Annotated in this window: 23 protein-coding genes; 10 read left to right on the top strand and 13 right to left on the bottom strand. The window is 61.6% G+C overall.

What is annotated here, in order from left to right; translation table 11 throughout:
• Positions 1-1,161: an NAD(P)/FAD-dependent oxidoreductase gene (locus AB9K34_RS01950; RefSeq protein WP_369952766.1), complete on the bottom strand. Its 1,161-nt coding sequence runs from the start codon at positions 1,159-1,161 to the stop codon at positions 1-3.
• The gene (locus tag AB9K34_RS01945; RefSeq protein WP_369952765.1) at positions 1,158-2,459 is read right to left on the bottom strand and encodes an NAD(P)/FAD-dependent oxidoreductase; all 1,302 of its coding nucleotides are present in this window, start codon (positions 2,457-2,459) and stop codon (positions 1,158-1,160) included. Before AB9K34_RS01945 ends, AB9K34_RS01950 begins: the two co-directional genes overlap by 4 nt.
• Positions 2,460-2,568: 109 nt before the next feature.
• Between AB9K34_RS01945 and AB9K34_RS01940 the strand changes: the two genes are divergently transcribed.
• Positions 2,569-3,474, top strand: coding sequence for a LysR family transcriptional regulator (locus AB9K34_RS01940; protein WP_369952764.1), 906 nt, complete (start codon positions 2,569-2,571; stop codon positions 3,472-3,474).
• Positions 3,475-3,580: 106 nt separating this feature from the next.
• On the opposite strand, the gene AB9K34_RS01935 is transcribed toward AB9K34_RS01940, so the two are convergent.
• On the bottom strand, positions 3,581-3,997 hold the full coding sequence (locus AB9K34_RS01935) for an Rrf2 family transcriptional regulator (RefSeq protein WP_369952763.1): 417 nt from the start codon (positions 3,995-3,997) through the stop codon (positions 3,581-3,583).
• A 116-nt stretch (positions 3,998-4,113) separates the two neighbouring features.
• On the opposite strand from AB9K34_RS01935, the gene AB9K34_RS01930 reads away from it, so the two are divergent.
• A complete protein-coding gene (locus tag AB9K34_RS01930) occupies positions 4,114-4,827 on the top strand; it encodes a 5-formyltetrahydrofolate cyclo-ligase (protein WP_369952762.1) in 714 nt (237 codons plus the stop codon).
• Positions 4,828-4,929: 102 nt separating this feature from the next.
• Complete coding sequence (locus AB9K34_RS01925; RefSeq protein ID WP_369952761.1) at positions 4,930-5,190, top strand: DUF6522 family protein; 261 nt, start codon at positions 4,930-4,932, stop codon at positions 5,188-5,190.
• A gap of 3 nt (positions 5,191-5,193) precedes the next feature.
• On the opposite strand, the gene AB9K34_RS01920 is transcribed toward AB9K34_RS01925, so the two are convergent.
• The 7 genes from AB9K34_RS01920 to AB9K34_RS01890 form a co-directional block, all read right to left on the bottom strand.
• Positions 5,194-6,093: a phosphotransferase enzyme family protein gene (locus tag AB9K34_RS01920; RefSeq protein WP_369952760.1), complete on the bottom strand. Its 900-nt coding sequence runs from the start codon at positions 6,091-6,093 to the stop codon at positions 5,194-5,196.
• A 35-nt stretch (positions 6,094-6,128) separates the two neighbouring features.
• Positions 6,129-7,424 carry an aspartate aminotransferase family protein gene (locus tag AB9K34_RS01915; RefSeq protein ID WP_369952759.1) on the bottom strand — a complete coding sequence of 432 codons (1,296 nt, stop codon included), beginning with the start codon at positions 7,422-7,424 and terminating at the stop codon, positions 6,129-6,131.
• Positions 7,425-7,434: 10 nt separating this feature from the next.
• Positions 7,435-8,967 carry a tripartite tricarboxylate transporter permease gene (locus AB9K34_RS01910; RefSeq protein WP_369952758.1) on the bottom strand — a complete coding sequence of 511 codons (1,533 nt, stop codon included), beginning with the start codon at positions 8,965-8,967 and terminating at the stop codon, positions 7,435-7,437.
• A gap of 6 nt (positions 8,968-8,973) precedes the next feature.
• Entirely contained in the window at positions 8,974-9,510 is a 537-nt protein-coding gene (locus AB9K34_RS01905) for a tripartite tricarboxylate transporter TctB family protein (protein ID WP_369952757.1), read from the bottom strand.
• A gap of 55 nt (positions 9,511-9,565) precedes the next feature.
• Positions 9,566-10,501: a tripartite tricarboxylate transporter substrate-binding protein gene (locus AB9K34_RS01900; protein ID WP_369952756.1), complete on the bottom strand. Its 936-nt coding sequence runs from the start codon at positions 10,499-10,501 to the stop codon at positions 9,566-9,568.
• A 204-nt stretch (positions 10,502-10,705) separates the two neighbouring features.
• Entirely contained in the window at positions 10,706-12,052 is a 1,347-nt protein-coding gene (locus AB9K34_RS01895) for an aspartate aminotransferase family protein (RefSeq protein WP_369952755.1), read from the bottom strand.
• Positions 12,049-12,945 (bottom strand): IclR family transcriptional regulator, encoded by an 897-nt coding sequence (locus tag AB9K34_RS01890; protein WP_369952754.1) that lies wholly within the window; start codon positions 12,943-12,945, stop codon positions 12,049-12,051. The genes AB9K34_RS01895 and AB9K34_RS01890 overlap by 4 nt, the downstream gene beginning before the upstream one ends.
• A 112-nt stretch (positions 12,946-13,057) precedes the next feature.
• Between AB9K34_RS01890 and AB9K34_RS01885 the strand changes: the two genes are divergently transcribed.
• Together AB9K34_RS01885 and AB9K34_RS01880 are read left to right on the top strand one after the other, a co-directional pair.
• Positions 13,058-14,542, top strand: coding sequence for an aldehyde dehydrogenase (locus AB9K34_RS01885; protein ID WP_369952753.1), 1,485 nt, complete (start codon positions 13,058-13,060; stop codon positions 14,540-14,542).
• A gap of 25 nt (positions 14,543-14,567) precedes the next feature.
• Positions 14,568-15,800 carry a Tm-1-like ATP-binding domain-containing protein gene (locus tag AB9K34_RS01880; protein WP_369952752.1) on the top strand — a complete coding sequence of 411 codons (1,233 nt, stop codon included), beginning with the start codon at positions 14,568-14,570 and terminating at the stop codon, positions 15,798-15,800.
• Between the two features lie 99 nt (positions 15,801-15,899).
• Here the strand turns inward: AB9K34_RS01880 and hpaR are convergent, their stop codons facing one another.
• On the bottom strand, positions 15,900-16,337 hold the full coding sequence (hpaR, locus tag AB9K34_RS01875; protein WP_369952751.1) for a homoprotocatechuate degradation operon regulator HpaR: 438 nt from the start codon (positions 16,335-16,337) through the stop codon (positions 15,900-15,902).
• Between the two features lie 166 nt (positions 16,338-16,503).
• On the opposite strand from hpaR, the gene hpaE reads away from it, so the two are divergent.
• The 3 genes from hpaE to AB9K34_RS01860 are packed head-to-tail and all read left to right on the top strand — an operon-like array spanning position 16,504 to position 19,900.
• Positions 16,504-18,015, top strand: a complete 1,512-nt coding sequence (gene hpaE / locus AB9K34_RS01870; protein ID WP_369952750.1) for a 5-carboxymethyl-2-hydroxymuconate semialdehyde dehydrogenase — start codon at positions 16,504-16,506, stop codon at positions 18,013-18,015.
• The gene (gene hpaD / locus AB9K34_RS01865) at positions 18,015-18,998 is read left to right on the top strand and encodes a 3,4-dihydroxyphenylacetate 2,3-dioxygenase (RefSeq protein WP_369952749.1); all 984 of its coding nucleotides are present in this window, start codon (positions 18,015-18,017) and stop codon (positions 18,996-18,998) included. Before hpaE ends, hpaD begins: the two co-directional genes overlap by 1 nt.
• 47 nt (positions 18,999-19,045) lie before the next feature.
• The gene (locus AB9K34_RS01860) at positions 19,046-19,900 is read left to right on the top strand and encodes a fumarylacetoacetate hydrolase family protein (RefSeq protein ID WP_369952785.1); all 855 of its coding nucleotides are present in this window, start codon (positions 19,046-19,048) and stop codon (positions 19,898-19,900) included.
• A gap of 68 nt (positions 19,901-19,968) precedes the next feature.
• Here the strand turns inward: AB9K34_RS01860 and AB9K34_RS01855 are convergent, their stop codons facing one another.
• Positions 19,969-23,025, bottom strand: coding sequence for an efflux RND transporter permease subunit (locus tag AB9K34_RS01855; protein ID WP_369952748.1), 3,057 nt, complete (start codon positions 23,023-23,025; stop codon positions 19,969-19,971).
• Positions 23,026-23,032: 7 nt separating this feature from the next.
• Entirely contained in the window at positions 23,033-24,073 is a 1,041-nt protein-coding gene (locus tag AB9K34_RS01850) for an efflux RND transporter periplasmic adaptor subunit (protein ID WP_369952747.1), read from the bottom strand.
• 439 nt (positions 24,074-24,512) lie between these two features.
• On the opposite strand from AB9K34_RS01850, the gene AB9K34_RS01845 reads away from it, so the two are divergent.
• Positions 24,513-25,397 (top strand): MBL fold metallo-hydrolase, encoded by an 885-nt coding sequence (locus tag AB9K34_RS01845; protein WP_369952746.1) that lies wholly within the window; start codon positions 24,513-24,515, stop codon positions 25,395-25,397.
• A 528-nt stretch (positions 25,398-25,925) separates the two neighbouring features.
• Positions 25,926-26,630 (top strand): PEP-CTERM sorting domain-containing protein, encoded by a 705-nt coding sequence (locus AB9K34_RS01840; protein ID WP_369952745.1) that lies wholly within the window; start codon positions 25,926-25,928, stop codon positions 26,628-26,630.
• Positions 26,631-26,917 lie beyond the last annotated feature (287 nt).

Here is a 26,917-nt window from a genome sequence, read left to right as displayed (position 1 = left end):
TCATCCGTGCATCGTCAGCGGCGCGGGTGCAATGTCGATCGCGAACCGCCCGATGCCAAAGGGTTCGATGGGGAGGGCGGGCACATGATCGAGCGCCAGGTCGGCGGCCAGCGGGCCGGTGACCGGCCCGATCCCGAAGCCGTGACCCGAAAAGCCCGCCGCAACCACGAGGTTGTCCAGGCCCGGAAGGCGGTCGATCACCGGCAGCCCGTCCGGGGTAAGGTCCAGCGCCCCGGCCCAGATACTGTCGATCTCGACCCGGGCAAAGGCGGGCAGGACCGCGCTGACCGTGGCGACGGTTTCCATGACCCGCTGCGCCACGGGGCGAATGACGGGACGGCCCTCGCGCTCGATCAGAGGGCCATCGCCATCCTGTGCGCCGCTGGTCACGCGCAACTGGCCCGAGGCCTCCTGCCGGGCGGCCATATCGGCATTCGCTACCCCCAGAACCGGAGACAGCACCGGTTCGCACGGGGCAGAGCGCAGCACCGTCACCACCGGTCGGCGCAACGGGATCGTCCAGCCAAGCGGCTTCAGCAAGGCATTGACCTGCGTCCCTGCGGCAAGGATCACCGCGCCCGGAGACAGGCCGCGACGGTCGGTCACAACCCGAGAGATGCGGCCGCCCTCGACGACAAGTTCCTGCACGTTTTCGCCCATGGAGGCCCGCGCGCCGCGTTTTCGCGCCATGTCGAGATAGGCGTTGACCGTGGCCACCGGGTCGGCCTGCCCGTCGCTTGCGCACCACGATGCCGCGCGCACGACATCGGACAGGCCGGGAACAATGGCGCGGACATCCGCAAGGTCGGACAACAGGTCGAGCGACAGTCCGGCGGCGCGCTGATCGGCAACCAGAGCGCGGATCGTGTCGACCTCGGCGCCGGTCCTCGCCAGCCGCAGGTTGCCGGTCTGCCGATAGCCGGTGTCGGCCTCAAGCCGTCTGTCCAGCTCGCGCCATACCGCGACAGCCGCCTGCGCCAGCGGCAATTCCGCCGGATCGCGCCCGGATTGGCGCACCCCCGCCAGGGTCCAGCCCGAGGCCATGGCGGCGGGCCCATACCGATCGATGATTTCCACCGAAATCCCGGCCTCGGCGAGGGCAAGAGCCGCAGTGACGCCAGTGATCCCGGCGCCGATCACCAAGACGTCGGGCGTGTTCATGCCGCCGCCCTCCGGGTGAACCGCGTGGGCGCAAACGCTGCCGGATCGACAATCGGCGTTGCACCTGTGACCATCTGCGCCGCCAGCAATCCGACGCCGGGACCAATTCCGAACCCGTGACCGGACAGCCCGGTCACGACCGTCAGCCCCTCATGCCCGGAGATCGTGCCGATGGCCGGCACTTCGTCGGGCACCACGTCGATCATGCCGGCCCAGCTTTCTACCGGGGCCACGCCAGAGAGCTGCGGGAACAGATCGCGGGCCTTGGCCATGACATCGGTCAGCAGGCTGTCGTCCGGCCTCGGGTCAAGCACCCGGACCCGTTCGAACGGGCTGACATCGTTCGCGCCCCAGCTGGTCCGGCCAAGTGGGCCGAAAAACTGCCGGCCGGCGCGGATCTTCATGATCTGCCACCGGTCGCGCAGCATCGGTATGTAATGCGGCAGATAGCGGAAGGCCGCCGGGATCAACTGGAACTCTGCGGCACCGCTGCGCGCGATGGTAAAGCCGCCATCCTTGCGTGGCCGGATGGATACGCGTTCCGAGCCGATTGCGCCCTTGCAGCGCACCTCGGCCGGGGCGGTGCGCAGGACCGAGGACTTGATGGCAAGCTGCGGAAAAGCAACGCCGATATTCTCGAGAAACACGCGCGACCAGACCCCACCCGCCAGCACCACGTTTGCACAGTCGATGCGGCCACGTTCGGTGATGACGCCACTGACACGGCCTGCGGCACGATCGATCATGCGGACCGCGCAGCGTTCGATGATATGCACGCCCAGGGTTTCGGCATGACGCGCCAGCGCCGGAACGGCAAGCGCGGGTTCGGCCACCGCATCCGACGCAGTGTGCAGAGCGCCGACGAACTGGTGATCGTTGCGGCCCAGGAACCGGTCCGTTTCATCGCTGCTCATCAGCCGTGAATCCAGCCCGAAATGCGCGTTGCTTTCGAGCCAGTCCACATGCCGCTTCAGTTCTGCCGGAGTTCGCGCCAGATAGGTTGCCCCGCATTTGCGATAACCGATATCCTCGGGCATCTCGGTGGCCAGCCGCTCCCACAGGCGGGCGCTTTCGATCATCAGCGGCAATTCGCGATAATCGCGCCCCATCTTGCGGATCCATCCCCAGTTACGCGAGGACTGTTCGCCGGCGATCCGGCCCTTTTCGCACAGGACCACCGAAACGCCCCGCTGTGCGAGAAAAAGCGCGGTGGACACCCCCGCGACACCGCCCCCGATCACGACGACATCGGCTGCCTCCGGCAAGGAAGCATCGCCCCAATTTGTGCTTGCCCGCATGGTCACACGCCTTCCCCCGATATGGCACTTGTCATGCTGTGTTTACATTGAGGAAATCGCGCACCTATAAGTCAAGTAGTTGTTCGTTTGATCGCTATAACAAAACCTCATGGTGAATATGCTGAGCCAACGTGCATTGGAAGCGTTCAGGGAGGTCATGCGCTGTGGCACGATCTCGGCTGCGGCCGAAGAGATGCGCGTCTCGCAACCGGCGATCAGCCGTCAAATCCGGGAACTCGAGACTCGTCTGGGTCTGACCCTGTTCACGCGGCATGGCGGGCGGGTCACGGCGACGCCCGAAGCCCATGAATTCTGGATGGAGGTCGAGCGTAATCTGGTCGGTCTCAAACAGATCGAGCGTGCCGCCGAGCAGATCAAGCGCGGCCAACGCTCGACCATCACCGTCGCGGCGGCCCCTGTCTTTGCCTTGACCGCGCTGCCCGAGGCCGTGGCGCTGGTCAATCGCGACCAGCCACGGGTGACGACGAGTTTCCTGTCTATGACCACGCTGCCGGTGGTGCGGCAGGTTGCGCTTGGACAATGCCAGGTCGGCTTCAACATGCGCACGCATCACAAGTTCGAGACCGACCTCATCTGTGCCGGGGCCTTGCCCTATCGCTTTATCGCCCCCGCCGGTCATCCGATGGCGGCGAAACAGGAGATCCGGCTTGAGGATCTCGCCAGGCAGGACTTTGTCGGGTTCGAGGATTCGACCCAGACGGGGCGCAATCAGGACCGGTTGTTCGCGGGGATGGGAAATCCGCCGCTGGTCAGGTTCCGCAGTTATCTCTCGCATATCGTGTCGATGATGGTGCTGCGCGGGCTGGGCGTTGCGCTGGTCGATCCGTTCACCGCCGAAACCCACGAACTGATGGGAGGAGTCTCGCGCCCGTTCCTGTCGGTCGAGCGGTTCGAATACTCGGTCATCAAGGCCGTCGGCGCGCGGCTGAGCAGCGAATGCATGCAACTGGTCGAGACATTCGAACGCCTCGTGGACCGACACCGGATCGATTGATCCGCGCGCCCTCGCTGCGGCTGCGGGGTAAACGATCGATGGTCGATGGAGTGAGCCGGGTCCGGATGACGTGGTGCCGGATATTTCAAGTCAATCGCGAAACGCTTTAAGCCGCGCCGCGCACCGGGGGCAGGACGACATCCGCGAGGGTCGACTGGTCGAGCGAGGCGAGAAAGGCATGCTCGGCCACGCGCAACCGCCTTTTGAGACCGCAATGGCCATCTATCTTGCAGGAGCCGTTGGTGTCGAAACACTCCACCAGCGCCTTGCCGTCTTCGAGGACGCGCACGATATCGCCCAGCCGAACCTCACCGGGAGCGCGCACCAGAGCCGCACCGCCACCGCCACCGCGCCGGGTCTCGACAATTCCGACCCTTGCCAGTTTCTGCATGATCTTGGTCAGATGGTGTCGCGACAATCCGAATTCGTCGGCCAGTTCGGAGGTCGAAAACACCTGTCCGGGCGCACTCCCCAGCCGCATCAGCATGCGCAGGCCGTAATCGGTGAAAGAGGTCAGTCGCATGTCGCACATCCCTGTATCGGTATTTACAGTACCGATTAGCAGGCCTAGACATTGTTTTGAAGGTCGAATGCGGCGGTGTCGAAAACGTCTGCGGTTCGACCGGTGGGGAGACGCCTATGGGAAAGAAGTCAGACAGCTTTCAGTGCCAGAGCGGCTTTTCGTCGCCCGCCTGCATGGCCTCGGAGGTCGCTCCGGGCTATTTCGATCCGCTTGCGGTGGATCCGGCGCAGGCGCGGGATGTCGCCCGCTGGCGCAAATCGGAACGGATTCGTCTGCGAGAGGCCCGAAAACAGGTCGCAACGGCGGCGCGCGACGACACTGCGAAGGCCCTGATGGCAGGATTGCGCGACGTTCTGCGCCATCGCGGCGACGGGTCGGGCAAGCTGACGGTGGCGTTCTATTGGCCGATCAAGGACGAACCGGATCTCAGGCCCTTGATGCAAGAGCTTTTTGATAGCGGTGTCGATATCGCCTTGCCGCTTGTCGAGACACGCGCGGCGCCGCTGGTGTTCCGTCGCTGGACGCGGGATACGCGCATGGTGCGTGGACACTGGAACATTCCGGTTCCGCCCCCAGAAGCGCCGGTGGTGCATCCCGATGTGGTTCTGGCGCCGCTTGTCGGATGGGACGGAGGTGGTTTTCGCCTGGGCTATGGCGGCGGGTATTTCGATCGCACCCTCGCGGCCCTGTCGCCAAAACCCTTTGCCATAGGTATCGGGATGCAATCGGCGCGGTTGCCCACGATCTATCCGCAGCCGCATGATATCGCGCTTGACCTGATCCTGACGGAAGACGGTGTTCAGGTCGAAAGCGAGGCACGGGATGTATAGTGACCGACATGCCGGAAAGGTGCGCGACGCTGCGGGGGCTCGCGTCGCGGTGGCGCGTCCGGAAGGTCAGGGCGTCGTCAAGGCCCTGAACCGTGCAGCGCCATGAGCGAGGTTTCCGTTTCCGCCGATGGGTTCCTTGTCGATGCCGCTTTTCTGGGATCGGTATTCGGGGTGGCGCCCGATGTTATCCGCATGGAGATGCGCGATGGCAGGATCACCAGCCGCTGCGAAACCGGGGTCGATGAAGATGCGGGCACATCCCGCCTGACATTCTATCGCGCGGGGCGCGCACTGCGGCTGGTCGTGGATGGCGATGGCACTATCCTGAAAAGAAGCAGCTTTCCGGTTTCGACCAAACGGTAGCGATCAGCGCCCGCCTACTTCCCGGAGATAGGTCTCGGCCAGCGTTCGGGCAGTGCTGATGAAGCGCGCGTTGCGCGCTTTGCCACCATCTTCGTCCATGCGGGTGATGTTCCAGCCTACATAGGTCATGGCGCGCAGGACGAGAAAGAGATCGAGAGGCGTTGTGTCGATGGCCCGAACCGACCGATACCCGCCGATCAGGGCGTCCCGCAGCGCCGCATAGTCAGGCTCGGACATCTGTCGAAGCAAGGCTGTCGCGAGTTCGAAGAGCCGAAACCCGAATCCTCCGTCGTCAAAGTCGATGAACGCCACTTGCGTGCCATCGGTCATGACATTCGTGACAACCAGATCGGCGTGGATCAACCCGTAATCCAGATCGTTTTCCAGGTGTTTCAGCGTGGCATCGGCATCTTTGCGCAGGGTTTCGAAAAGGGTGCGATCCTGATCTGACAGGTCCGGATTCTCCCAGAACCGATCCCATAACGGGGCCTCTCCAAGCAGACCCGCACGGTCCCAGTTGCAACGCACGAACCCGTCCGGGCGCGGCCACGCATCCGAAACCTCGTGCAGGCGCGCCATGTCGCGCCCAAGCGCGCGGAACAGTCCGGGTCTGTCCGGAACGTGCCCCATGTCGCCAAGGGGGCGTCCCGGCAGCCAGCTGAGCATATCGACCTGCACACCCTGAATGACGTGCAGCAGCGCACCCGAATCCGAGGGGAACGGGGCAGGGACCACGAGACCGCCCCTCGCGACGGCAGCCATCCAGTCAAGCTCGGAGCGCAATTCCGCGTCGCTGCGATACCCCTGCCGGTGCAGTCGCAACGCATACTGCCGGCCAGCGTGTTCGACCCGATAGACCCGGTTCTCGCGGGCGGCGATGAATGTGATTTCTGCGCCCTGCATGCGCCACATCCGCAGCGCGTCGTCGACGATCCCGATCACGCGGCGACCGGCGTGTTGGCCAGCACATCGTCCAGCGTGTCAAACAGCAAATCCGCATTCTCGACTGAAAACGGCATGGGCGGGCGGATCTTGAGCGCGTTTTTATGCCGGCCCAGCTTGGAATGGATGATGCCACGTTGGCGCATCGCGTTGATGACACGATCGGTGAACGCGATCGCGGGTTGCTTGTGCGCCCGGTCGAGCACCATTTCAGCCCCGAAAATAAGCCCGGACCCGCGCACATCGCCGATCACATCGTATTTCTGCCTGAGTGCGTTCAGCCGCGCAATCGCATGCGCCCCGACCGTTCTCGCATTGGCGAGCAACCCTTGCTCCTCGATTTCCTGCAGCACGGCCATCGCGGCGGCGCAGGACACCGGGTTGCCACCGAAGGTGTTGAAATAGCGATACCCTTTGCGGAAGGCTCCGACAATGTCCCGGTTTGCCACCACGCACCCGACGGGATGGCCGTTCGCCATCGGTTTCCCCAGAACGACGATATCGGGCACGACGCCCATCTTTTCATGTGCCCAGAGATGCGTGCCCGTGCGTCCGAACCCGGACTGCACTTCGTCACAGATCAGCAGCCCCCCGGCCTTGCGCACGACCTCTGCAACCGGGGCCAGCCAGCCGTCGGGATGATCGGGGAACCCTTCGTTCAGAAAGAACGGGCAAATGATGAGCGCGGCAAACCCGGTCCCGGTCTCTTCGTGTGCGGCGATCTGCTCTGCGACGGATTGCGCGAACCGGGCGCCATCGGGATCCGGGTGGCGATAGCTGTCCGGAGCCTCGGCATATCGCACATACTGCTCCAGCCCGAAACCGACAGCAGGCAGGTTCGACTGGCCCAACTGGCTGACCAGCGCGGTGTTGCCATGATAGGTCGCATCGGTTGCGATGATGCCGCGCTTGCCGGTGACCGCCTCTGCCATGCGCAGGGCAATGTCGTTGGCCTCGGACCCTGTGCAGGTCATGATCGCGGTGTCAAGCGACGGTGCCATCGTGCCGGTCAGCCTGTCGACATAGTCGAGTATGCCCTCGTGCAGGTAACGCGTATGCGTGTTCAGTGTGCGCGCCTGCCGGCAGATCGCCTCCACCACACGCGGGTTGCAGTGCCCGACATGCGGCACGTTATTATAGCAATCCAGATATTTGCGCCCCTCCGCATCCCATAGCCAGACGCCTTCGCCTTTCACGAAATGGACCGGCTCTTGGTAGAATGTCGGTACGTTCGGGCCGAGCAGCCTGCTGCGCCGATCCATCAGTTCTTGCGACTTGCGAGACAGGGTCATTGCAGAGTTCCTAGCTTTGCTGGTTCGGATGCTCGGCATCCAGCGGAGGCCCGTCGGGCTGCGGACGAAGCTTGTTGCGGAACTCGAAATAGAGCGTCCTGAAATGCAGCAGAAGAACCAGGACGATCAGGCCGAACAGGATGGCCGCGATGGGCCGGTCGATGAAATCGAGCGGCTCCTTGACGCGGGCCATGGCGCTGCGCAGCTTGACCTCCATGATGCCGCCCAGAACCATCCCGAGAATGATCGGAACGATCGGCAGGTCCAGTCGCTTGAGGATCAGCCCGAAAACCCCGAAGCCCGCGGCCAGAGCACAATCGGTGATCGAATTGCGCAGGCTGTAGACCCCGACAAAGGCAAGCGTCAAAATCATGATGCCGATGAAACGGGTGGGAATTTGCACGACCTTCAGCAGAAGATTGGTCGAAAACAGCAGAAAGACCAGCACGATGACGTTCAGCAGCAACAACGACATGTAGATTGCCAGAACGAAATCCATCTGGTCCTGAAAAAGCTGCGGACCGGGGATCACGTTGTGAACGTAAAACACCGACAGCATCATCGCGGTCAGTGCCTCGCCCGGAATGCCAAGCGCGAGCAGCGGGATCATCGCGGCCCCGGGCACCGCGTTGTTCGCCGCTTCGGATGCGACCAGCCCCTCGGGCGAGCCATCGCCGAATTTCTCGGGCTCTTTCGAGGTTTTCTGGGCGTAGGTATAGGACATGAATTGCGAGGTGAATTCGCCGGTGCCGGGCAGCATACCCAGTATCACACCGATCCCCGACGATACGGTCGCCACACGCTTGATGCCAAAAAGCTCCTTGAGGCCGGACAAGATGTTGCCTTCGACGCGGGTGCTTTCGGGAACATGGTTCTTTTCCAGAAGCAGCAGAAAGGCCTGCGCGACTGCAAACAGCCCCAGAACGACCACGATCAGGTCGATGCCAGAGGTCAGCCAGCTTTGCTCGAACGTGAAGCGGTTGGTGTATTTCGCAGGCTCCAGTCCCACCGTGTTCAGGAACATGCCGAACGCCGCCAGCATGCCCGCCGCAAACACCTGCCCGCGATGAGCGAGCACCACCAGAACGATACCCAGCAGTGCGGCCAGGAAAATCTCGCGGCTGCCGAACTGTGGTGCGATCCACGCCAGCACCGGCGAGAGCACGACAAGGCAGATGATCGAGAACACGCCACCGAAGAACGACGCGGAATAGGCGAGCGACAACGCCCGGTGACCCTGGCCACGCCTGGTCATGGGATAACCGTCATATGTGGTCAGCGCGTTGACGGCGGTGCCGGGCGTGTTGATCAGGATGGCGGGAATGGCGCCGCCATACATCGAGGATCCATAAACTCCGAGCAGCAGGGTCAGCCCGACGATCGGAGGAAATGCAAATGTCGCGGGCAGCAGGATCGCGATGGCCACGGCAGCGCCGACGCCCGGCAGCGCGCCGATGAGAACGCCGCCGATGGACCCGATGAAGAGCGCGGCGATAACCTGCCATTGCAGCAGGATCTCGAAGCCGGAAAGCAGGTCAGCCATGATCCCTCACAGATAGATAAGTGCAAACGAACGAAGCGTTTCGGGCAGATGGTCGTAAATCGCACCGGCGGGGATCTTGACCGCCAGAAGGCCACGGAACACGATCACGACGACAACCGCGAAGAGGGCGGCAATCGCAATGCAGCGCGCCTGCCGGAACCCGGTGCGGATCGCGAGAAAGACGCAAAAGATCATGGTTGACGGCAGGTAGCCGAGGACCGGCACCGCAATCACGTAGATCAGGAAATAGGCGACATATTCCAGGCTGCGCAGCCAAAGCGCAACTTCTTTCCAGCGGCCGGCAATGCGCGGAGACATCGCCGAGCTGAGCCAGTGCAGAAAGGCGAAGGCACACATCGCATAGAGTGAAATCGTTGGCCAGAGTGCAGGTTGCGCGTACCATTTCGTGCGCTTGGTGACTTCGGTCTGCTCGCCAAGCTGCGAGATCAGGAAGACCGAGAGCGCCAGAAAGGCCAGCGCAAACACGACATCACCCGGCCGCCTGTAGCGTCTGAACATATCCTGAAGCGTGCGTGCGATCATGTCGTTTCCTCCTCTGTCGGTGGCGCCGGGAATGCTCCCGGCGCCATCGGTTCGACTATTCGCCAAGCAGTGCTTCGATCCGCGCAATCGTGGCTGTATCGGCGTCGATCTGGGCGGCGGCTTCGCCGGCATTCTGCCAGTAGACCAGCGCGCCGGTTTCCTGGATCATGGCCTGCGCCTTGTCCGACTGAAGCGCCTTGGTCGCCGCCGCTTCGATCTTTTCACGCGCCTCTGCCGGCACGTCCTTGTGCACGAACAGACCGTTCCAGAGTGACAGGCCCAGTTCGGGATGCACTTCGCTCACCGTAGGCGTGTCCGGGGTCAGGGCGATCCGCTCGCTGCCGATGCTCAGAAGCACATTCACGTCATCCAGACAGGGCAGGATGAGTTGCAGCGTGGTGTTGATGACATCCACGTCACCCGAGGCGAGCGTGTTGCAGTCGAGCGCGTCAAACGCGGCTTCCGAGGCGAAATCGAAACCCGACTCGATGGCAGCGGCAAAGGTGACCTGCGTGGGCGGCAGGAACGAGCCGAAATGACCGACCGCCACGTCATTGTCCTGCGCGTAGGCGGCCAGCTCTTCCCAATTTGCAAACGGTGCGTTCCTGGCCGATGCGATCACGAACGGGTAGGTCAGAAAGATGCCGACCGGCTCGAACGGGTTCGGCGACAGTTCGGGAATGCCGATCTTGGGACCCCCGATGGGAACATCGGTCACGAAGGATCCGATGGTATAGCCGTCGGCGGGCCCGGTCGCCACTTCGACGGCTCCGGGAAATGGGCCACCGCCACCGCCGGGTTTGTTCACGACAGCGGTCGGAACGCCATACATCTCCTGAAATTCGCTGGCGATGATCCGCGTCAGAACGTCTTCGAGATCACCCGGAGGCCACGGTACGACGAACGACACAGGTTTTTCCGGATATTCCGCCCATGCCGTCGTGGCGAGTGCGACCGCTGCGCAGGCAGCGGAGAGCATGATCTTCTTCATTTGTTTCAGTCTCCCTGTGGTGTTGGTTGGTTTGCTTTCAGTGGGTTTCGGGGTGTATTTCCTTGCTGAAGAAACGTGCGGGTCGACATTTCATGCGATGTCAGTTGCCGCCAGGCAGATCTATCCTGATGCCGTCGCTGCCGATGCAGAGAGGCCCGCCCCAGATACCCGCCACGGCGACGTAATTATCGGGCATCTTGCGCCTCACAGAGATGCAAAGCCGGCGTCGAGCGCCGACAGGATGGCGGCGGCGTCCTGCTCGGACAGCACCAGGGGCGGGGACAGGATGATATTCGGTCCCGAAACGCGCACCATCGCACCCGCATCATATGCGACTTCCTGAACCGTCGCGGCGCGGGCGGCGTCGATCGGCTTCTTCGTGGCCCGGTCACTGACCATTTCGATGGCGGTCATCAACCCGTGGCCGCCGCGCACATCGCCGATGGTCTCGTATTTCTCCTGCAGGGCCTTGCATCCCTCGAACAATTGCGTCCCGCGTGCGGCGGCGTTCTCGGTGACGTTCAGGCGCCTGGTCTCGGCCAGGCAGGCAAGCGCCGCTGCGGCGCCGACCGGATGGCCGGAATAGGTGTAGCCATGCGCGATCTTGGCCTGGTCGTTGCCTTCAAAGACATCGACCAGCCGCTCGCCAATCATCACCGCCCCGAAGGGAAAGAAGCCGTTGGTGATGGCCTTGGCGGTGCACATCATGTCGGGCTGGATGCCCCAGAGACGTGCGCCCGACCACGCGCCGGTGCGGCCATAGGCGGTTATGACCTCGTCGGTGATCAGCAGGATGCCATGCCGGTTGCAGATGTCCTGAACCATCGGCGCAAAAGAGGCATGCGGCGGGATCACGCCGCCGGCGCCAAGGATCGGCTCCATGATCATCGCCGCAATCGTGTTTGCCCCCTGAAACGCGATCTCGTCCTCAAGCGCCGCGGCACAGAGTTGCGCCAGCTTCGCCGGATCGGTTTCATTGAACGGGTTGCGATATGTGTAAGGCGCGGGAATGTGATAGCAGCCCGGCAGCAAGGGTTCATAGGCGTTGCGGAAATTGGCATTGCCGTTGACGCTTGCGGCACCGATATGAGTGCCGTGGTAGCCTTTCTTCAGGCTGAGGAACTTGGTGCGCCCGGCCTCGCCACGCAGCTTGTGATACTGCCGCGCCAGACGCAGCGCCGTTTCCACGGAATCCGACCCGCCGGATGTGTAAAATGCACGCTGCATCCCGTCGGGGGCAAAGAAATCGGTCAACTCATAGGACAGTTCGATCGCGACGTCGTTGGACGTCCCCCGGAAGGTCGAATAATAGGGCAACCGCGCCAACTGATCGGCGATGGCATCTTTGACCGGCTGGCAGGAATATCCGAGATTGACGTTCCAAAGCCCCCCCACGGCATCCACCACGCTGTGCCCGTCGATATCGGTGATGCTGACGCCGCTGGCTTCGGTCACGATTTTTGGCGGATTGTCGATGCTGTCCTTGGGGGACGTCATCGGATGCCACATCATGCGCGCGTTGATTTCTTTCAGAAAGTTCGAGTCTTTCATGAGGTTACGTCCTTAACTTCTTGTATTTTCGTATGTAAGCGCCAGACGGATTCGATGTTCTCAGGCACTTTGCCGCCCCAGTTGCGCGAGATTTCGCGGCTCGCGGCGATCAGCTCGCTCTGGATGCGGCGCTGGAGTTCGGGGGTGAACCGGGAGGTGACGCTTGCCACCGAAACCGCACCGGCGAACAGTCCGCTCTGATCGAAAATCGGCGCGGAGATGCTGCTCACGTCTTCCTCGTATCCACGGTCGGAGCGTGCAAATCCGGTTTGCCGCGCGGCATCCACCGCACGCTCCAACACCTCGGGCGACGTTGGCGTGTCGCGGGTGAACGCATGCATATCGCCGCAAGCCACCTTGAGAAGTTCTTGGGGCCCAAAGGCCAACGCACATATTCCCGACGCCGTGGCGTGCAGGGGAAAGGTCTGCACGTCTATGATGACCCTGGTGCTGTGCTTGTCGGATTCACACGAGGTGAGCGGATAGAGCGTTGACCCGGAAAGAACCGAAACGTGCACCGTTTCGCCGGTGGTCTCGGCAATTCGCGATGCAACCGTTTCGGCACCCGCCTTGCGCGGCATGGTCAGTTCGCGGGTGCGCGCCAGTTGCAACACCACGGGACCAAGCCGATAGGCCTTTGTCACCGGATTTTGCTCGACAAAACCGCTTTCCTCAAGCGCCTGAAGGTGTCGATGCGTTGTCGCCTTGTCACGCCCGGCAAGCCGGCAGAACTCGGACAGGCCGATCTCCGGCCGGGTCGCAGAGAAATGCGACAGCAGGGCAATGGTCTTGACTGCGGATGACACGGGACGTCGAGGCTCCATTTGAGGCTGAAAAAGAAATTGACATGTATTGATTGATAAAGCAATAGTTTTATTAAACCTGCGGTTCATTATATGAACCATTGATAGGTGAGGGTATATGGGCGACCAAGGAAATTACTTTAGTTTGTCTCTCTATATCACTGACAAAAAACGGACTTGTAGCACTGAAAGGCGCGATGAAATGGATCAGGTCAGGATTGACGCACTGCGAAAAAATGCGGTTCCGCGCCGGTTGCACATGATAAACGGGCGTCATGTCGCCGCCTCGGACGGCGCAACGATGGATGTGGTGTCACCGTTGGACGGGCAGGTTCTGACCACTGTCGCGAGGGGAACGGTGGCGGACATGCAGGCCGCAATCGCAACCGCCCGTCAGGCGTTCGAGGACCGGCGTTGGGCCGGTCAGCCACCCGCCGCGCGCAAGAAGGTTTTGCACAGATGGGCGGATCTGATCGAAGCGCATGCGCTGGAACTTGCGGTTCTGGGGGTGCGTGACAATGGCACGGAAATCGGGATGGCGCTCAAGGCCGAGCCGGGATCTGCGGCGGCGACCATACGCTATTACGCCGAGGCGCTCGACAAGGTATATGGCGAGATCGCACCGACACAGGATGACGTGCTCGGGATGATCCACAAGGAGCCGGTGGGCGTGGTCGGCGCGATCATCCCCTGGAATTTCCCGCTGATGATCGGCGCGTGGAAACTTGGCCCGGCATTGGCGATGGGCAATTCCGTGGTGCTGAAGCCCGCCGAAACCGCGTCGCTGTCCCTGATGCGCATGGTTGACCTGGCGCATGAGGCGGGGTTGCCGGACGGCGTTCTGAACGCGATCACCGGCGAGGGCGCAGTCGTTGGCGAGGCGATGGGCCTGTCGATGGACGTGGATGTGCTGGTGTTCACGGGATCCGGCACCACCGGACGGCGTCTGATGGAATATGCGGCGCGATCCAACATGAAACGAGTTTATCTCGAATTGGGCGGCAAATCTCCCAATATCGTATTTGCCGATGCCCCGAACCTCGATGAGGCCGCACAGGTTGCTGCGCAGGGCATCTTTCGCAATGCGGGCCAGGTTTGCGTTGCCGGGTCACGTCTGCTTGTCCAGGCGGATATCCATGATGCGTTCGTCGCGCGGGTCGCAGAGATCGCGGAAAGCATGCGGGTTGGCGATCCGCTCAGTCTCGAAACCGCGATTGGCGCGGTGAATTCCGAGACACAGCTTCGCCAGAACCTCGAATTCGTTCAGACAGCAACCGCGGAAGGGGCCGAGCTTGTCACCGGCGGGAGCCGTGTGTTGCAGGAAACCGGCGGCTATTTCATGCAGCCGACGATATTCACCGGGGTCACGCCGCAGGCAACGCTCGCGCAGAAGGAAGTTTTCGGGCCGGTTCTGGGGGTGACGCCCTTTGCCTCTGAGGACGAAGCCGTGAACATTGCCAACGCCACGGTATACGGGCTGGCCGGGGCGGTCTGGACGTCCAGCCTGTCGCGGGCACACCGGATGATCCGGCGGGTCCGGACCGGCGTCATGCATGTCAATACCTACGGAGGCGCGGACGGAACGGTGCCGCTCGGCGGGGTGGGGCAATCGGGCAATGGGCATGACAAGTCGCTGCACGCGCTGGAGAAATACATCAATCTCAAGACTGCCTGGATCAAGCTTTAGGCGCAAATTCGGAGGAGGGCCGGAGATGACAGACAAGACCATTCTGGTCATAGGAACCTATGACACCAAGAATGACGAGCTGGACTTTCTCGCGGATGTCATCCGCGAACAGGGCGGACGGGTTCTCAGCATGGATGTATCTGTTCTGGGTGATCCCACGACGGCGACCGCTTACTCCAAGCACGATGTCGCCGCCGAGGCGGGCAGCAGCATCGCCGCGGCCATTGCGGCGGGCGAGGAGAACGAGGCGATGCAGATCATGGCGCGGGGGGCATCGCTTCTGGCGGCGCGCCTGTATCTCGAAGGCCGGTTCGACGGGATGATCGTGCTGGGTGGCACGATGGGCACCGACCTGGCGCTGGATGTGTGCTGCAGCCTGCCATTGGGGGTTCCGAAATACGTTGTCTCGACCGTGGCCTTCTCGCCGCTGATCCCGGCAGAGCGGGTCGCCGCCGACGTCCAGATGATCCTCTGGGCCGGTGGGCTCTATGGCCTCAACTCGGTATGCAAGGCATCGTTGAGCCAGGCCGCCGGCGCAGTGCTCGGCGCGGCGCGTGCGGCGCAAAAGCCCGATATGGACAAGCCGCTGATCGGGATGATGTCGCTGGGAACCTCGGCATTGAAATACGTCATACCGCTGAAACCGGCGCTTGAGGAACGCGGGTTCGAGGTGGCCGTTTTCCACGCGACCGGCATGGGTGGCCGTGCCTTTGAAAGCCTGGCCGGGCAAGGCGCCTTTGCCTGCGTGTTCGATTTCTGTACCCAGGAACTCGGCAACCACGTTCATGGGTCGAACATCTCGGCCGGGGCCGATCGGCTGACCAATGCGGGCAAGGCCGGCACGCCGCAGCTGGTCGCGCCGGGATGCTATGATCTTGTTGACATCGTCGGATGGCAACCCGTTCCGGAAAAGTGGCAGGATCACCAGCCGCGCCCGCACAACCGGCTGCTGACCAGCATCACGCTGAACACGGAAGAGCGCAAAACCGTCGCACGCGCCCACGCGCAGCAGCTTGCCCTGGCGACCGGGCCGACCGCGCTGCTCCTGCCCGCGCACGGGCTGGGCGAGTGGGACAGAGAGGGCGCAGAGCTGCACGACCCGGAGGGGCTTGCAGAATTCCTGCGCACGCTTGTCGATGCCGCGCCTGACAATGTCAGCATTCATCGGATCGATGGCCATATCAACGATGCGGTTTTCGCGGAAACCGCGCTTGGCATATTCGACGCCTGGCGGGCCGAAGGCGTGATCGCCGCCTAAAGCATTTCGTGATAAGCCTGAAGCACCCAACGCTGCCTGAACTCAAGAATTTCAACGCGTCAGGTGATGCCAGATGTTTCAAGTCAATCGCGAAAGGCTTTAGTCGCGCGGCCCCGGATCGAGCAGGGCGAGCAGGTCGAGAAGGGTCTCGTAATTCTCGTCCCCCATGCGCCTGCGAAACCCGACGACGATCTGCGCGGCCTGCTCTGTATGTGCGTCGATGATGTCCTGACCCGCCGCGGTAATCTCGATCACCTGTCTGCGGCGGTCGACCTTGTCGCGAGTCTGGGTGATCAGCCCCTTCTGGCGCATCTTTGTCGCAATCCGCGTCAGGCTGGGAAAAAGCAGGCTGGCACGATCGGCGAGGGTGGAAGAGTCAAGCGCACCATGCTCGGACAATACGCGCAGAATGCGCCACTGCTGTTCGGTGATTCCGGTATCGGCAAGCATGTCCCGTATGGGCGCCATCGCCCCTTCCCGCGCACGGATGAGGGCGATCGGCAGGGACCGGGAGGTCGAGGGAAGCTTGGATTTCATGGACTGGCTCGAATTCGGCGCGGGTTGGTGCTTTCTGCTGCCAAGTGATGCTTGACAATGCAAGGCCGATATTATTTAACTTGACAATAATTAACATATTAATAAAATGTGGCGCAGAGCTTTCCGGGTGGAGTTCAACCTACCGAAAGCCGTTGGAGGATATCGCATGAGCGCACTTGATGACAACCTGGGCAAGCTTGCAGGCTATCTTGCCCGCTTTCGCGACAACGGCATCGAAAACCGCATCGCGGGCCAGGACATGGGCGGGGATGGCAAGCAGTTCCAGTCGATCTCGCCCGTTGACAAGAACGTCATTTGCAACGTGGCCCACGGTACGGCGGCGGATATAGACCGGGCCGCACAGGCGGCGTCCGATGCCTTTGCCGATTGGCGCGACATACCGGCAACCGAGCGCAAGAAGATACTGATCCGCGTGGCCGAGGGCATCGAGGCGCGGGCGGAAGAAATCGCGCTCTGCGAATGCTGGGACACCGGACAGGCGCTCAGGTTTATGTCCAAGGCCGCACTGCGCGGGGCCGAGAACTTTCGCTACTTTGCCGATCAGGTGGTGCAGGCACGCGACGGCCAGCATTTGAAATCACCGACACTGATGAACGTGACCACCCGCGTTCCAATCGGGCCTGTCGGTGTCATCACGCCGTGGAATACACCCTTCATGCTGTCGACATGGAAGATCGCGCCGGCACTGGCGGCCGGATGTACCGTGGTTCACAAACCGGCCGAGGCCTCGCCGCTGACCGCGCGCCTGCTGGTCGAAATTGCCGAAGAGGCCGGCTTGCCGCCGGGCGTGTTGAACACCGTCAACGGGTTTGGCGAAGAGGTCGGCAAAGCACTGTGCGAGCACCCGAAGATCAAGGCCATCGCCTTTGTCGGTGAAAGCCGCACGGGCAGCCTGATCACCAGGCAGGGGGCCGACACGCTCAAGCGCAACCATCTGGAACTGGGCGGCAAGAACCCGGTGATCGTATTCGACGATGCCGATCTCGATCGCGCGCTGGATGCGGTGATCTTCATGATCTACTCGATCAACGGCGAGCGCTGCACCTCGTCCTCGCGACTGCTGGTGCAGGACACCATCCGCGAGGAGTTCGAAGCGCGCCTTGTCGAGCGCGTCCGGAACATCCGGGTCGGGCACCCGCTGGATCCGGCGACGGAAATCGGCCCGCTGGTGACGGAAGAGCATTTTTCCAAGGTCACACGTTATTTCGATATCGCCAGAGAAGATGGTGCCACGATCGCAGCGGGCGGCGAAGCGGTCGGGGACGAGGGGTATTTCGTGCGGCCCACGCTGTTTACCGGGGCGAACAACCAGATGCGGATCGCGCGCGAAGAGATTTTCGGGCCTGTGCTGACCTCGATCCCGTTTTCAAGCGAAGAAGAGGCCCTGCGCATCGCCAATGACACCGATTACGGCCTGACCGGATATGTCTGGACCAACGACCTGACCCGCGCGTTGCGGTTCACCGACCGGCTTGAGGCGGGAATGATCTGGGTGAACTCGGAGAACGTCCGCCATCTGCCGACGCCATTCGGCGGGGTCAAGTCCAGCGGCATCGGCCGGGACGGCGGCGACTGGTCCTTTGAGTTCTACATGGAGCAAAAGCACATCGGCTTTGCGACCGGCCAGCACAAGATCACCAAACTGGGAGCCCTCTGATGCCCGTACCAGCGCCCAACCTTTATCCCGATTTCAACACCATCCGGCTCAGCCACGTGTGTCTGAACGTCGCCGATCTGGCTGTGTCCAAACGCTTTTACACCGAGATCCTCGGCCTTCAGGTCACCGATGAAAGTGAAACGCATGTTTACTTGCGCGCCATGGAAGAGCGCGGGCATCATTGCGTGATCCTGCAACAGTCGGGAAATCCCGGCACCGTTGACGTCATGGGGTTCAAGACCTTTGACGAAGAGGATCTCGACAAGGCAGAACGCTATTTCAAGGCCAGGGGTCGTCCGACGGAATGGGTCGAGCGCCCCTATCAGGGACGCACGCTGCTGACGTCGGACAATATCGGGATCCCTCTGGAATTTTATCACAAGATGGACCGTCTTGAGCCGATCCATCAGAAATATGCGTTGTATCGCGGGGTCAAACCGCTGCGGATCGACCACTTCAACTGTTTCTCTCCGGATGTCGATGCCTCGGTCGCGTTCTACAGCGATTTCGGCTTCCGCGTGACCGAATACACCGAGGACGAGGACAGCAAGAAGCTCTGGGCCGCATGGTTGCATCGCAAGGGCGGCGTTCACGACATGGCGTTCACCAACGGCACCGGGCCGCGTATGCACCACGTTGCCTTTTGGGTGCCGACTCCGCTGAACATCATCGACCTGCTCGATCTGATGGCGACCACCGGCCATGTGGGCAATATCGAGCGCGGACCCGGCAGGCACGGAATCTCGAACGCGTTCTTTCTCTATATTCTTGACCCTGACGGGCACCGGATCGAGATATACTGCTCGGATTATCAGACCGTCGATCCGGATCTGGAACCGATCAAATGGGATCTCGGGGATCCGCAGCGCCAGACGCTTTGGGGGGCTCCGGCTCCGCGCAGCTGGTTCGAACACGGAACCAAATTCGTCGGCACGGATACGCGAGACTCGGACCTGACCGCCAGCCCGATCATCGCGCCCTGACGGATGGTCCGGACCAGACACCCAAGATACCGGCAGGAGCGCAGATGATGAGATTTGCCACTTATTCGGCCGATGGCCGGATGCATTACGGAGCCGTCGCAGAGGGCGGGATGATCGCGCTGGACGCCGATTTTCCCGACTGGCCGACCTTGCTGGACGTGATCCGCGCCAACGGGCTGACCGCATTGACCGAGGCCGCAGGGAACAAATCGGTCAGCCACACGCGGTTCCGGTATGAAATGGTATTGCCGAACGCCGCGCGCATCCTGTGCGTCGGGGTGAATTTCCCGGACCGCAATGCAGAATACAAGGACGGCAGCGCGCAGCCGGCATATATGTCGCTGTTTCCGCGCTTTGCCAGCGGTTTCACCGGCCATGATCGCCCGTTGATCCGCCCGCCGGAAAGCCACACGCTCGATTACGAGGGCGAGGTCGCAATTGTCATCGGCAAGGGCGGGCGGCGGATTTCGCAGGCCGACGCCTATGACCATATCGCGGCACTGACCCTCTGCAACGAGGGCACCATTCGCGATTGGGTCCGCCATGCCAAGTTCAACGTCACGCAGGGCAAGAACTGGGACCGGTCCGGCGCGATGGGGCCGTGGCTCGTGCCCTTCACCGACGCCGCACAGCTTGATGAGGCGCGCATCGTCACCCGCGTGAATGGCGAACTGCGCCAGGATGACGTCCTGTCGCGGATGATGTTCCCGATCCGCAGGGAGATCGAATATATCTCGACCTTCATGACCCTTGAGCCGGGCGACATCATCGTCACCGGTACGCCCACGGGGGCGGGGGCCCGGTTCGACCCGCCCCGGTATCTGCACCCCGGAGATGTGGTCGAGATCGAAGTGGACGGTATCGGAACGCTGCGCAACACGGTCGAGGACGAGGCCGTTTGAGCGATCCGGAAGCTGGCTCAGGACCGGCCCCGTTCAGGGGCCGGCCTGCCATCGGCAAAACCTGAACCTTATGCCGGCACTGCGTCGGCTGCACTGCGCTGGCGGGCATCGGCGCGGCGGAAGAAGAGGTAATACAGCACCGGCGCCGCGATCAGCGTCAGCACCGACGCAAAGGCCAGACCGCCCATGATCGTGATCGCCATTGACTGAAAGAAGGCGTCCGAGATCAGCGGCAACATCCCGAGAATGGTCGTCGATGCCGCCAGAAAGACAGGGCGCAGTCGCGATGTCGAGGCTTCGACAATCGCATCGGTCAGCGTCATGTCGGGCTTGGCCTCGCGCGTCAGGTCGATCTCCTCGACCAGAACGATACCGTTCTTGATCAGCATCCCGGAGAGCGACAACAGGCCCAGCAACGCGGTAAAGGTGAAGGGCAGGCCGGTGCCCAGCAACCCGAGGCTGACTCCGTTCACGGCCATCGGCACGAGCAGCCAGATGATCAGCGGCTGGCGCAAGGCATTGAACAGCAGGATCGAGATCAGGATCATGATGATCAGGCTCAGCGGCAACTGTCTGCCGAGCGACTCCTGCGCATCTGTCGAGCTTTCGAGTTCCCCGCCCCATTCCATCTTGTAACCCTCGGGGATCGGCATGGTTTCGATCGTGTCCCGCACCTCGAGCAACACTTCCGACGCGGTCATGTCGCGTGGAATGTCGACGCCAACGGTGATCACATCCGCGCGGTCCCGCCGCAGGACCAGCGTGTCTTCCGCCTCGAACACGAATCCGTCGATCACCTGTTGCATCGGTATGGTCGCGTCGCGGCTCTCGGAATAGAGAAGGTGATCGGTGAGCGCGAGGCCCGCGTCCTGCTGCGCGCGAATGACGATTGGAATCTGGCGGTCTCCTTCGCGGAAGGTACCGGCGGTGATGCCTTCGGTCGCGAATTGCAGGGCTTCGGTGATGTCCGAGCGCGAAATGCCCGCATCCTGGGCGCGATCCTCGGCATAGAGCGGACGCAGGACAAGCTCTTTTTCACGCCAGTCCTGGCGCGGGGCGATCACGTTGTCCGACGCTGTTCCGAGCCGTTCGATTGCCTGATCTGCCAGATCGCGCAGCACTTCGGGATCGGGCCCCGAAAAGCGAACCTCGATCGGAGCGCCTCCGCCCGGACCAAAGGCCAGGCGTTTCACGCGAAACTCGCCCTGCGGCACTGCGGTTTGCGCGAAGGCCTCAAGCGCGTTCATCTCGTTTTCGATGACATCAAGCGAACTCACCCGCACGATCAGGTGGCCATAGCTCGGGTTTGGATCCTCGCTGTCATAGGTCAGCATGAAGCGGGATGCGCCGGACCCTGCAAAGGCGGTCACATTCGTGACCTCTTCGCGCGCGGCGAGCCAGTCTTCGAGCACGGTCAGGTCGGCCGAGGTCTGCTGGATCGCGGCGCCCTGGGGCAGTTTGTAATGGACGAAATAGAGCGGCGTGTTGCTGTCGGGAAAGAACTGCTGCCGGATCTGTCCGAACATCGCATAGCACACCACCGTGGTCACAACGAGCACTGCAACCACCAGCCATCGCAGGCGCAGACAGACGCGCAGGAAAGCGGAATAGCTGCGGAACAGCGCGCCGTCATAGCCGATCGCCGCGCCGCTCTTGCCGCGCTTGAAGAAGTAGTGTCCCAGAAGCGGCGTCACCGTGATCGCCAGAACCCAGGACAGCAGAAGAGAGATCCCGATGACCGCAAACAGAGAGAACAGGAATTCGCCGGTGGCGTCGGGGCTGAGGCCGATGCCGGCAAAGGCCATGATTCCGATCACGGTCGCGCCGAGCAGGGGGATCTGTGTCTTGCGCGCGGCTTCGGAGGACGCATCGCGCGATGACTGGCCCCCGAGCATGGCAAACTGCATGCCCTCGGCCACCACGATGGCGTTGTCGACCAGCATCCCCATCGCGATGATCAGCGCCCCGAGCGAGATCCGTTCCATTTCGATAGAGGCGAGCGCCATGAAGAACAGCGTGCCGACAACTGTCAGCAGCAGGGTCGCACCCACCACGATCGCGGCGCGCCATCCCATGAATATCGCCAGTACAACCACCACGATGGCAACCGACATCGCCAGGTTCACCAGAAAATCGTTCGAGGCCTCCTCGACCACCTGATGTTGCTGATAGATGGATTGCACGGAAACCCCGACCGGGATCAGGTCCTGCAACTCCGCAAGCCTGCGGTCGACACGCTTGCCTACTTCCACGATGTTCTCGGAGGCAATACCGGCAACACCCAGGGTGAATGCCTCGCTGCCGTTGTGACGCACCATCAGATTGGGCGAGGCTTCGCGTCCGCGATAGACATTGGTAAAATCGGTCAGTTTGACGATCTGCCCACCGACACCGATCGACAGGGCGGCGATTTCTGATACGCTGTCCGAGCCTTCGGGGCGCTGGATCAGGGTGCGGCCCTGTTCCGTCTGGATCGTGCCGCCCGCGACGATCTCGTCGGCGCTGGCAATGGCGCCCTGTATCGCGGCCGGCGGGATCCCGAGCGCCGCACTCAGCGCGAAATCCGGTTCCACATAGATGACCTCGTTTGGCAGGCCCGACACCGCCACATCGGACACGCCCTCCACCGCAAGCAGTTGCAAGCGCAGGAATTCCGCCAGTTCATTGATTTCGGCGTCGCTGTAGCCCGGAGCGGTTACCGCGAAATACATGCCGTAGACGTCGCCGAACCTGTCATTGACGAAGGGCACCGAGGTTCCGCGGGGCAGTTGCGCCTCGCTCACCCGGTTGCGCAGCTTGGTCCAGATTTCGGGCAGTTCCGAGCCGTCATACTGGTTCTGCATGTTGACCGTAATCCAGGACAGGCCCGGCTGGTTCATCGTCTGGATATCGTCGACTTCGCCCATCTTCTGGATCTCGGATTCTATGGGTTCGGAGACTTCGCGCGCCACTTCATGCGCCGACGCGCCGGGATATTGCGTGACGACAACGGCGGTCTTGATGGTAAAGGCCGGGTCCTCCAGCCGACCGAGCGACAGGAATCCCCAGATGCCGCCCAGAAGACAGGTCAGGATGATGATCCAGGTATAGATCGGGCGGTCGATCGACGAACGTGCGATATCCATGATGCGCTCAGTTCCCGAAACCCGCGAACCGGCGCACGGTTGCCCCGTCTTTCAAGGCATTTGCGCCGATCGCGACGATCTCCTGTCCCGGCTCGACGCCCGACAGCAATTCGACAGTGCCGTTGTTTGTTGCGCCGATTTCAACGGGTGTGCGGGTTACGGTGCCTTCGTTTGCGCCGGTCGGGGTGAACACCATGACGCTGGTGCCCGAATCATTGCCTATATCGATGGCCGACAGCGGTATCTCGATCCGCGGCGCGCCCAGATAGAGAACCGCCGTGACCTTGGCCGATGAGCCGGGCAGGATCGGCTCGCCCTCGGGCGGCGCCATGCCCAGAGTGATCTTGTAAGTCTGGCCGATCTGCTCGGTCTCCGCGTTGAATTCGCGCAGCTCGAGCGGAAAAGACCCCGGCACAGCGGGAAATTCCGCATGGAGATTGACCTTTGCCGCGCTGCCCGCCCGTTGGAACAGGGTTTCCGGAACGTCGATCTCGATGCGCAAGTCGGACAGGTCATGCAGGCGCACCACCGGTGTTCCGGCCGAGATGGTCGAGAAATTGGGCACCAGACGCGTCGCCACGATCGAATCGAACGGGGCATTCAGCGTGGCTTGCGATAGCGCGCGCTCGGCATTTCTCAGAGCGAGATCCGCAAGCTCCACTGCGGTCTCCTCGTCCTGAACGGCGGTCTCGGTCACCGCGCTTCCCAGAAGTTTCTGATAGCGTTCAAGCGTCCGATGCGCCTGAACGCTTCTGGCCTGGGCTTCATCGCGAGCCAGCGTGAACGGTATCTGGTCGAGTTTCGCGACAACCGACCCTTGCGCGATCATCGCGCCCTCTTCGACGGGAAACTCGACAATCTGCCCACCGACCTGAAAGGCGAGATCAACGGTCTCGCGGGCGACGACACGACCGAAGAACACCCGCTTGGTGCCGGTTTCGCCCGTCGGGACGGTGATCAGTTTCACGATGGGGGTCTCTGCCAAAGCTGCGACCGGTGCGATGAGGATCGCCAATCCGGCGATTAGACCCCGGAGAATATCGGTCATCGTTGAACGCTCCGCTTGTCGTGTTAAAAGGTGGTGACGTCGGCCCGCGCGCCAACATGCAGATGGGATGCATCTAATACAGAAAACAGAATGTCCAGAGACAGATCGCAAGGTAAGGCGCGTCATTCGGTCCTGCATCGACCAAGTGCCTTACACATGAGCAGCCTCGCGTCGAAGACGGCGGGCGAGCGCGCACCAGAGGGAACGTAATCGTTTCCAGCCTTGTCGATGCGCGCGCGTACTGGAACACTGCGTATGCCTGCTGAGGCACGTATATGTCGCAAACCGGAACGGCATGAAATTCGATGCCGGAGATGCAAAACGTAATTGTTATTTGCGCGTCACGGTTCCATTTCTGTGAGACAGGAGACGACAATGGGCATCAGCATCCGACTCGCCGACCGACGCTGATCCGCGTGGTGAAATTTGGGAGCAAGACATGACGAACTATCCAGTGAACATGAATGTCAAACCAGAGGTACAGGCGTTCTTTGACGAGGCCACCAACACGATCAGCTATATCGTCAGGGATCCGGCATCCGACGCCTGCGCAGTGATCGACAGCGTGATGGATATCGACTATGCGGCCGGGCGCATCACCTATGATCACGCCGACGAATTGATCGGTCAGATCAAAGCGCAGGGGCTCAGGCTCGAATGGATCATAGAAACCCATGTTCATGCCGACCACCTGAGCGCCGCCCCGTATCTTCAGCAGCAACTGGGCGGCAGGATCGGCATCGGCTCCAAGATCATGGTCATACAGGAAACATTCGGCAAGGTGTTCAACGAAGGCACGGACTTCCAGCGCGACGGCAGCCAGTTTGACGCGCTGTTCGAAGACGGTGACACCTATCAGGTGGGCAATATGCAGGCCTTTGCGATGTACACGCCCGGCCACACGCCGGCCTGCATGGTGCACGTGATGGGCGACGCGGCCTTTGTCGGTGACACGCTGTTCATGCCGGATGGCGGGTCTGCACGGGCGGATTTTCCGGGCGGCGACGCGGGGGTGCTTTATGACAGCATCCAGAAGGTTCTGGCGCTGCCCGACGACATGCGATTGTTCATGTGCCATGACTATGGCCCCAATGGGCGCGACATCCAGTGGGAAACATCGGTTGGCGAAGAAAAAGCTCATAATATTCACGTAGGTGGCGGGAAAACCAGGGACGAGTTCGTCAAGTTCCGTACTGAACGCGATGCGCAGCTTGCCATGCCCAGGCTCATTATCCCGTCCTTGCAGGTGAACATGCGCGCAGGCGAGGTCCCGACCGACGCGGATGGCAAGCCCATGCTCAAGGTTCCGGTGAACGGATTGTGACAACGGCGCTGGCGGGCGCCGGGTGATCGGGATGGTATGGAACCTTGCTGGCTCCGGGCCCGCTCAGGCGCCGTTCCGGCGAACGTTTCTGTTTCGAAAGGACCCGATTCCCTGACAACGCCGTTTTCGCCCGCCGGTGTCAAAGGGCCGCAGCCTGCGCGATGTGATGCAGGTGGATTTGCATCCCCTCCGCCCAGGATGTGACATCCCGGTCACACTCTGTCGCGCCGGCTTCAAAAACTTCGAGAAGTCGCAAAGAGATTTTAGAATTGTCTTTTATTATAAAAATCTGGTGGTTGCGGTGCAAACCTGAACCTGTATCAAGCGCGTGTTCGCCTCTCTCAGACGGCGGCGGCCGGCCGTCGCGACACGCACCCTGCGACAAAATTCCCCGCGCTGTTTTGGCATTGCGGCAAAGCGCAAACTGGTGCATACTCCCAACCCAGTGATTTTGAATGTTTAGTGAGTGTGGAGTTTAAAGTGTTGTTCAGGATCTTGAAGGCAGGCCCCCTAGCCATTGCAGTTTCCTTGTTTTCCATCGGTGTGGCACAGGCCACGACGATCAATATCAATCGTGCGGTCGATAGCGGCTTGCAGGAAACGACCTATGGTCTTCGCAGCAATACCGGTACCGAAGGCGTCGATCTCGATGGTGCGTTGATCACGGCGAACTATGCCGACGGGACGAGCGAACAGATCGAGTGGCAGGCAATCAGGGCGTTTGATTACAGTATCGACGGCGCGGCCCGCGGCATCGACACCACGGTTTACATGAGCTGGGATGGCTTCGAAGTGCGGACGACCCGCATGCTGTCGTCGATCTTCATCGACGTGGCTCCTGCAAGCTCGGTTTTCGACACGACAGACACGCGCTACATTATTGGCGATCCGTCTCTGCCCTCGACACCGGGATCCTCGTTCGGTTTCCCCTTTGAACTTTATTCCGAGTATCAGGATCTCGAAGGCGAGATCAATGCGACCTATTTCGGCAATGTGAACCTTGCCGGGCGCGCGGCGGATGGTGACCTCTACACCGGAATGCTCGTGGATTTCACCGGCCTTGCGGCTGGCGGCATCTTTGGCGAGGTCAAGTTCCGGTCCGATCTGGATACCCTGGAATATGCCGGCGATCTGACCCCGGTTCCGCTCCCTTCGACCCTGCCGCTGTTGCTGGCCGGTCTTGGCGGATTGGGGATGCTGGGTCGTCGCTACGCGAAAAAGTCGGCGTCCTGACGCCGCCGCAGCCGGTCCACACACACTTCAAATCATGATAGTCATGTCGAAGCGGTTTTTCGCTTCGACGTCGCTTTTGTTGCTCCCCAGCGAGGACAAATCCGGCCCCGGCCTGTCTCTTCAGGGTGTTTGGGGTGTATTTGTTTTATATCATTGTGAATTTTTCTTGTTTTTATTGGGTGTGTTTATTTGATTGTTTATATCGTTTCGCGATAGACCTGACGCTGCCTGAAATCAGAGATTTCAACGCGTTAGGTGATGCGGGATGTTTCAAGTCAATCGCGAAG

The organism is Sedimentitalea sp. XS_ASV28 (genome assembly GCF_041224545.1).
Taxonomy (GTDB): domain Bacteria; phylum Pseudomonadota; class Alphaproteobacteria; order Rhodobacterales; family Rhodobacteraceae; genus Sedimentitalea.
This window is presented reverse-complemented; position numbering and strand designations above follow the sequence as displayed.

Bases quoted from the DNA above. Each gene is read 5' to 3' on its own strand.
- AB9K34_RS01860 (WP_369952785.1), top strand. From the start codon at position 19,046: ATGAGATTTGCCACTTATTCGGCCGATGGCCGGATGCATTACGGAGCC.
- hpaD (WP_369952749.1), top strand. From the start codon at position 18,015: ATGCCCGTACCAGCGCCCAACCTTTATCCCGATTTCAACACCATCCGG.
- AB9K34_RS01850 (WP_369952747.1), bottom strand. From the start codon at position 24,073: ATGACCGATATTCTCCGGGGTCTAATCGCCGGATTGGCGATCCTCATC.
- hpaE (WP_369952750.1), top strand. From the start codon at position 16,504: ATGAGCGCACTTGATGACAACCTGGGCAAGCTTGCAGGCTATCTTGCC.
- AB9K34_RS01885 (WP_369952753.1), top strand. From the start codon at position 13,058: ATGGATCAGGTCAGGATTGACGCACTGCGAAAAAATGCGGTTCCGCGC.
- AB9K34_RS01925 (WP_369952761.1), top strand. From the start codon at position 4,930: ATGAGCGAGGTTTCCGTTTCCGCCGATGGGTTCCTTGTCGATGCCGCT.
- AB9K34_RS01935 (WP_369952763.1), bottom strand. From the start codon at position 3,997: ATGCGACTGACCTCTTTCACCGATTACGGCCTGCGCATGCTGATGCGG.
- AB9K34_RS01915 (WP_369952759.1), bottom strand. From the start codon at position 7,424: ATGACCCTGTCTCGCAAGTCGCAAGAACTGATGGATCGGCGCAGCAGG.
- AB9K34_RS01920 (WP_369952760.1), bottom strand. From the start codon at position 6,093: ATGCAGGGCGCAGAAATCACATTCATCGCCGCCCGCGAGAACCGGGTC.
- AB9K34_RS01940 (WP_369952764.1), top strand. From the start codon at position 2,569: ATGGTGAATATGCTGAGCCAACGTGCATTGGAAGCGTTCAGGGAGGTC.
- AB9K34_RS01890 (WP_369952754.1), bottom strand. From the start codon at position 12,945: ATGAACCGCAGGTTTAATAAAACTATTGCTTTATCAATCAATACATGT.
- AB9K34_RS01845 (WP_369952746.1), top strand. From the start codon at position 24,513: ATGACGAACTATCCAGTGAACATGAATGTCAAACCAGAGGTACAGGCG.
- AB9K34_RS01900 (WP_369952756.1), bottom strand. From the start codon at position 10,501: ATGAAGAAGATCATGCTCTCCGCTGCCTGCGCAGCGGTCGCACTCGCC.
- AB9K34_RS01880 (WP_369952752.1), top strand. From the start codon at position 14,568: ATGACAGACAAGACCATTCTGGTCATAGGAACCTATGACACCAAGAAT.
- AB9K34_RS01930 (WP_369952762.1), top strand. From the start codon at position 4,114: ATGGGAAAGAAGTCAGACAGCTTTCAGTGCCAGAGCGGCTTTTCGTCG.
- AB9K34_RS01905 (WP_369952757.1), bottom strand. From the start codon at position 9,510: ATGATCGCACGCACGCTTCAGGATATGTTCAGACGCTACAGGCGGCCG.
- AB9K34_RS01945 (WP_369952765.1), bottom strand. From the start codon at position 2,459: ATGCGGGCAAGCACAAATTGGGGCGATGCTTCCTTGCCGGAGGCAGCC.
- hpaR (WP_369952751.1), bottom strand. From the start codon at position 16,337: ATGAAATCCAAGCTTCCCTCGACCTCCCGGTCCCTGCCGATCGCCCTC.
- AB9K34_RS01950 (WP_369952766.1), bottom strand. From the start codon at position 1,161: ATGAACACGCCCGACGTCTTGGTGATCGGCGCCGGGATCACTGGCGTC.
- AB9K34_RS01895 (WP_369952755.1), bottom strand. From the start codon at position 12,052: ATGAAAGACTCGAACTTTCTGAAAGAAATCAACGCGCGCATGATGTGG.
- AB9K34_RS01855 (WP_369952748.1), bottom strand. From the start codon at position 23,025: ATGGATATCGCACGTTCGTCGATCGACCGCCCGATCTATACCTGGATC.
- AB9K34_RS01910 (WP_369952758.1), bottom strand. From the start codon at position 8,967: ATGGCTGACCTGCTTTCCGGCTTCGAGATCCTGCTGCAATGGCAGGTT.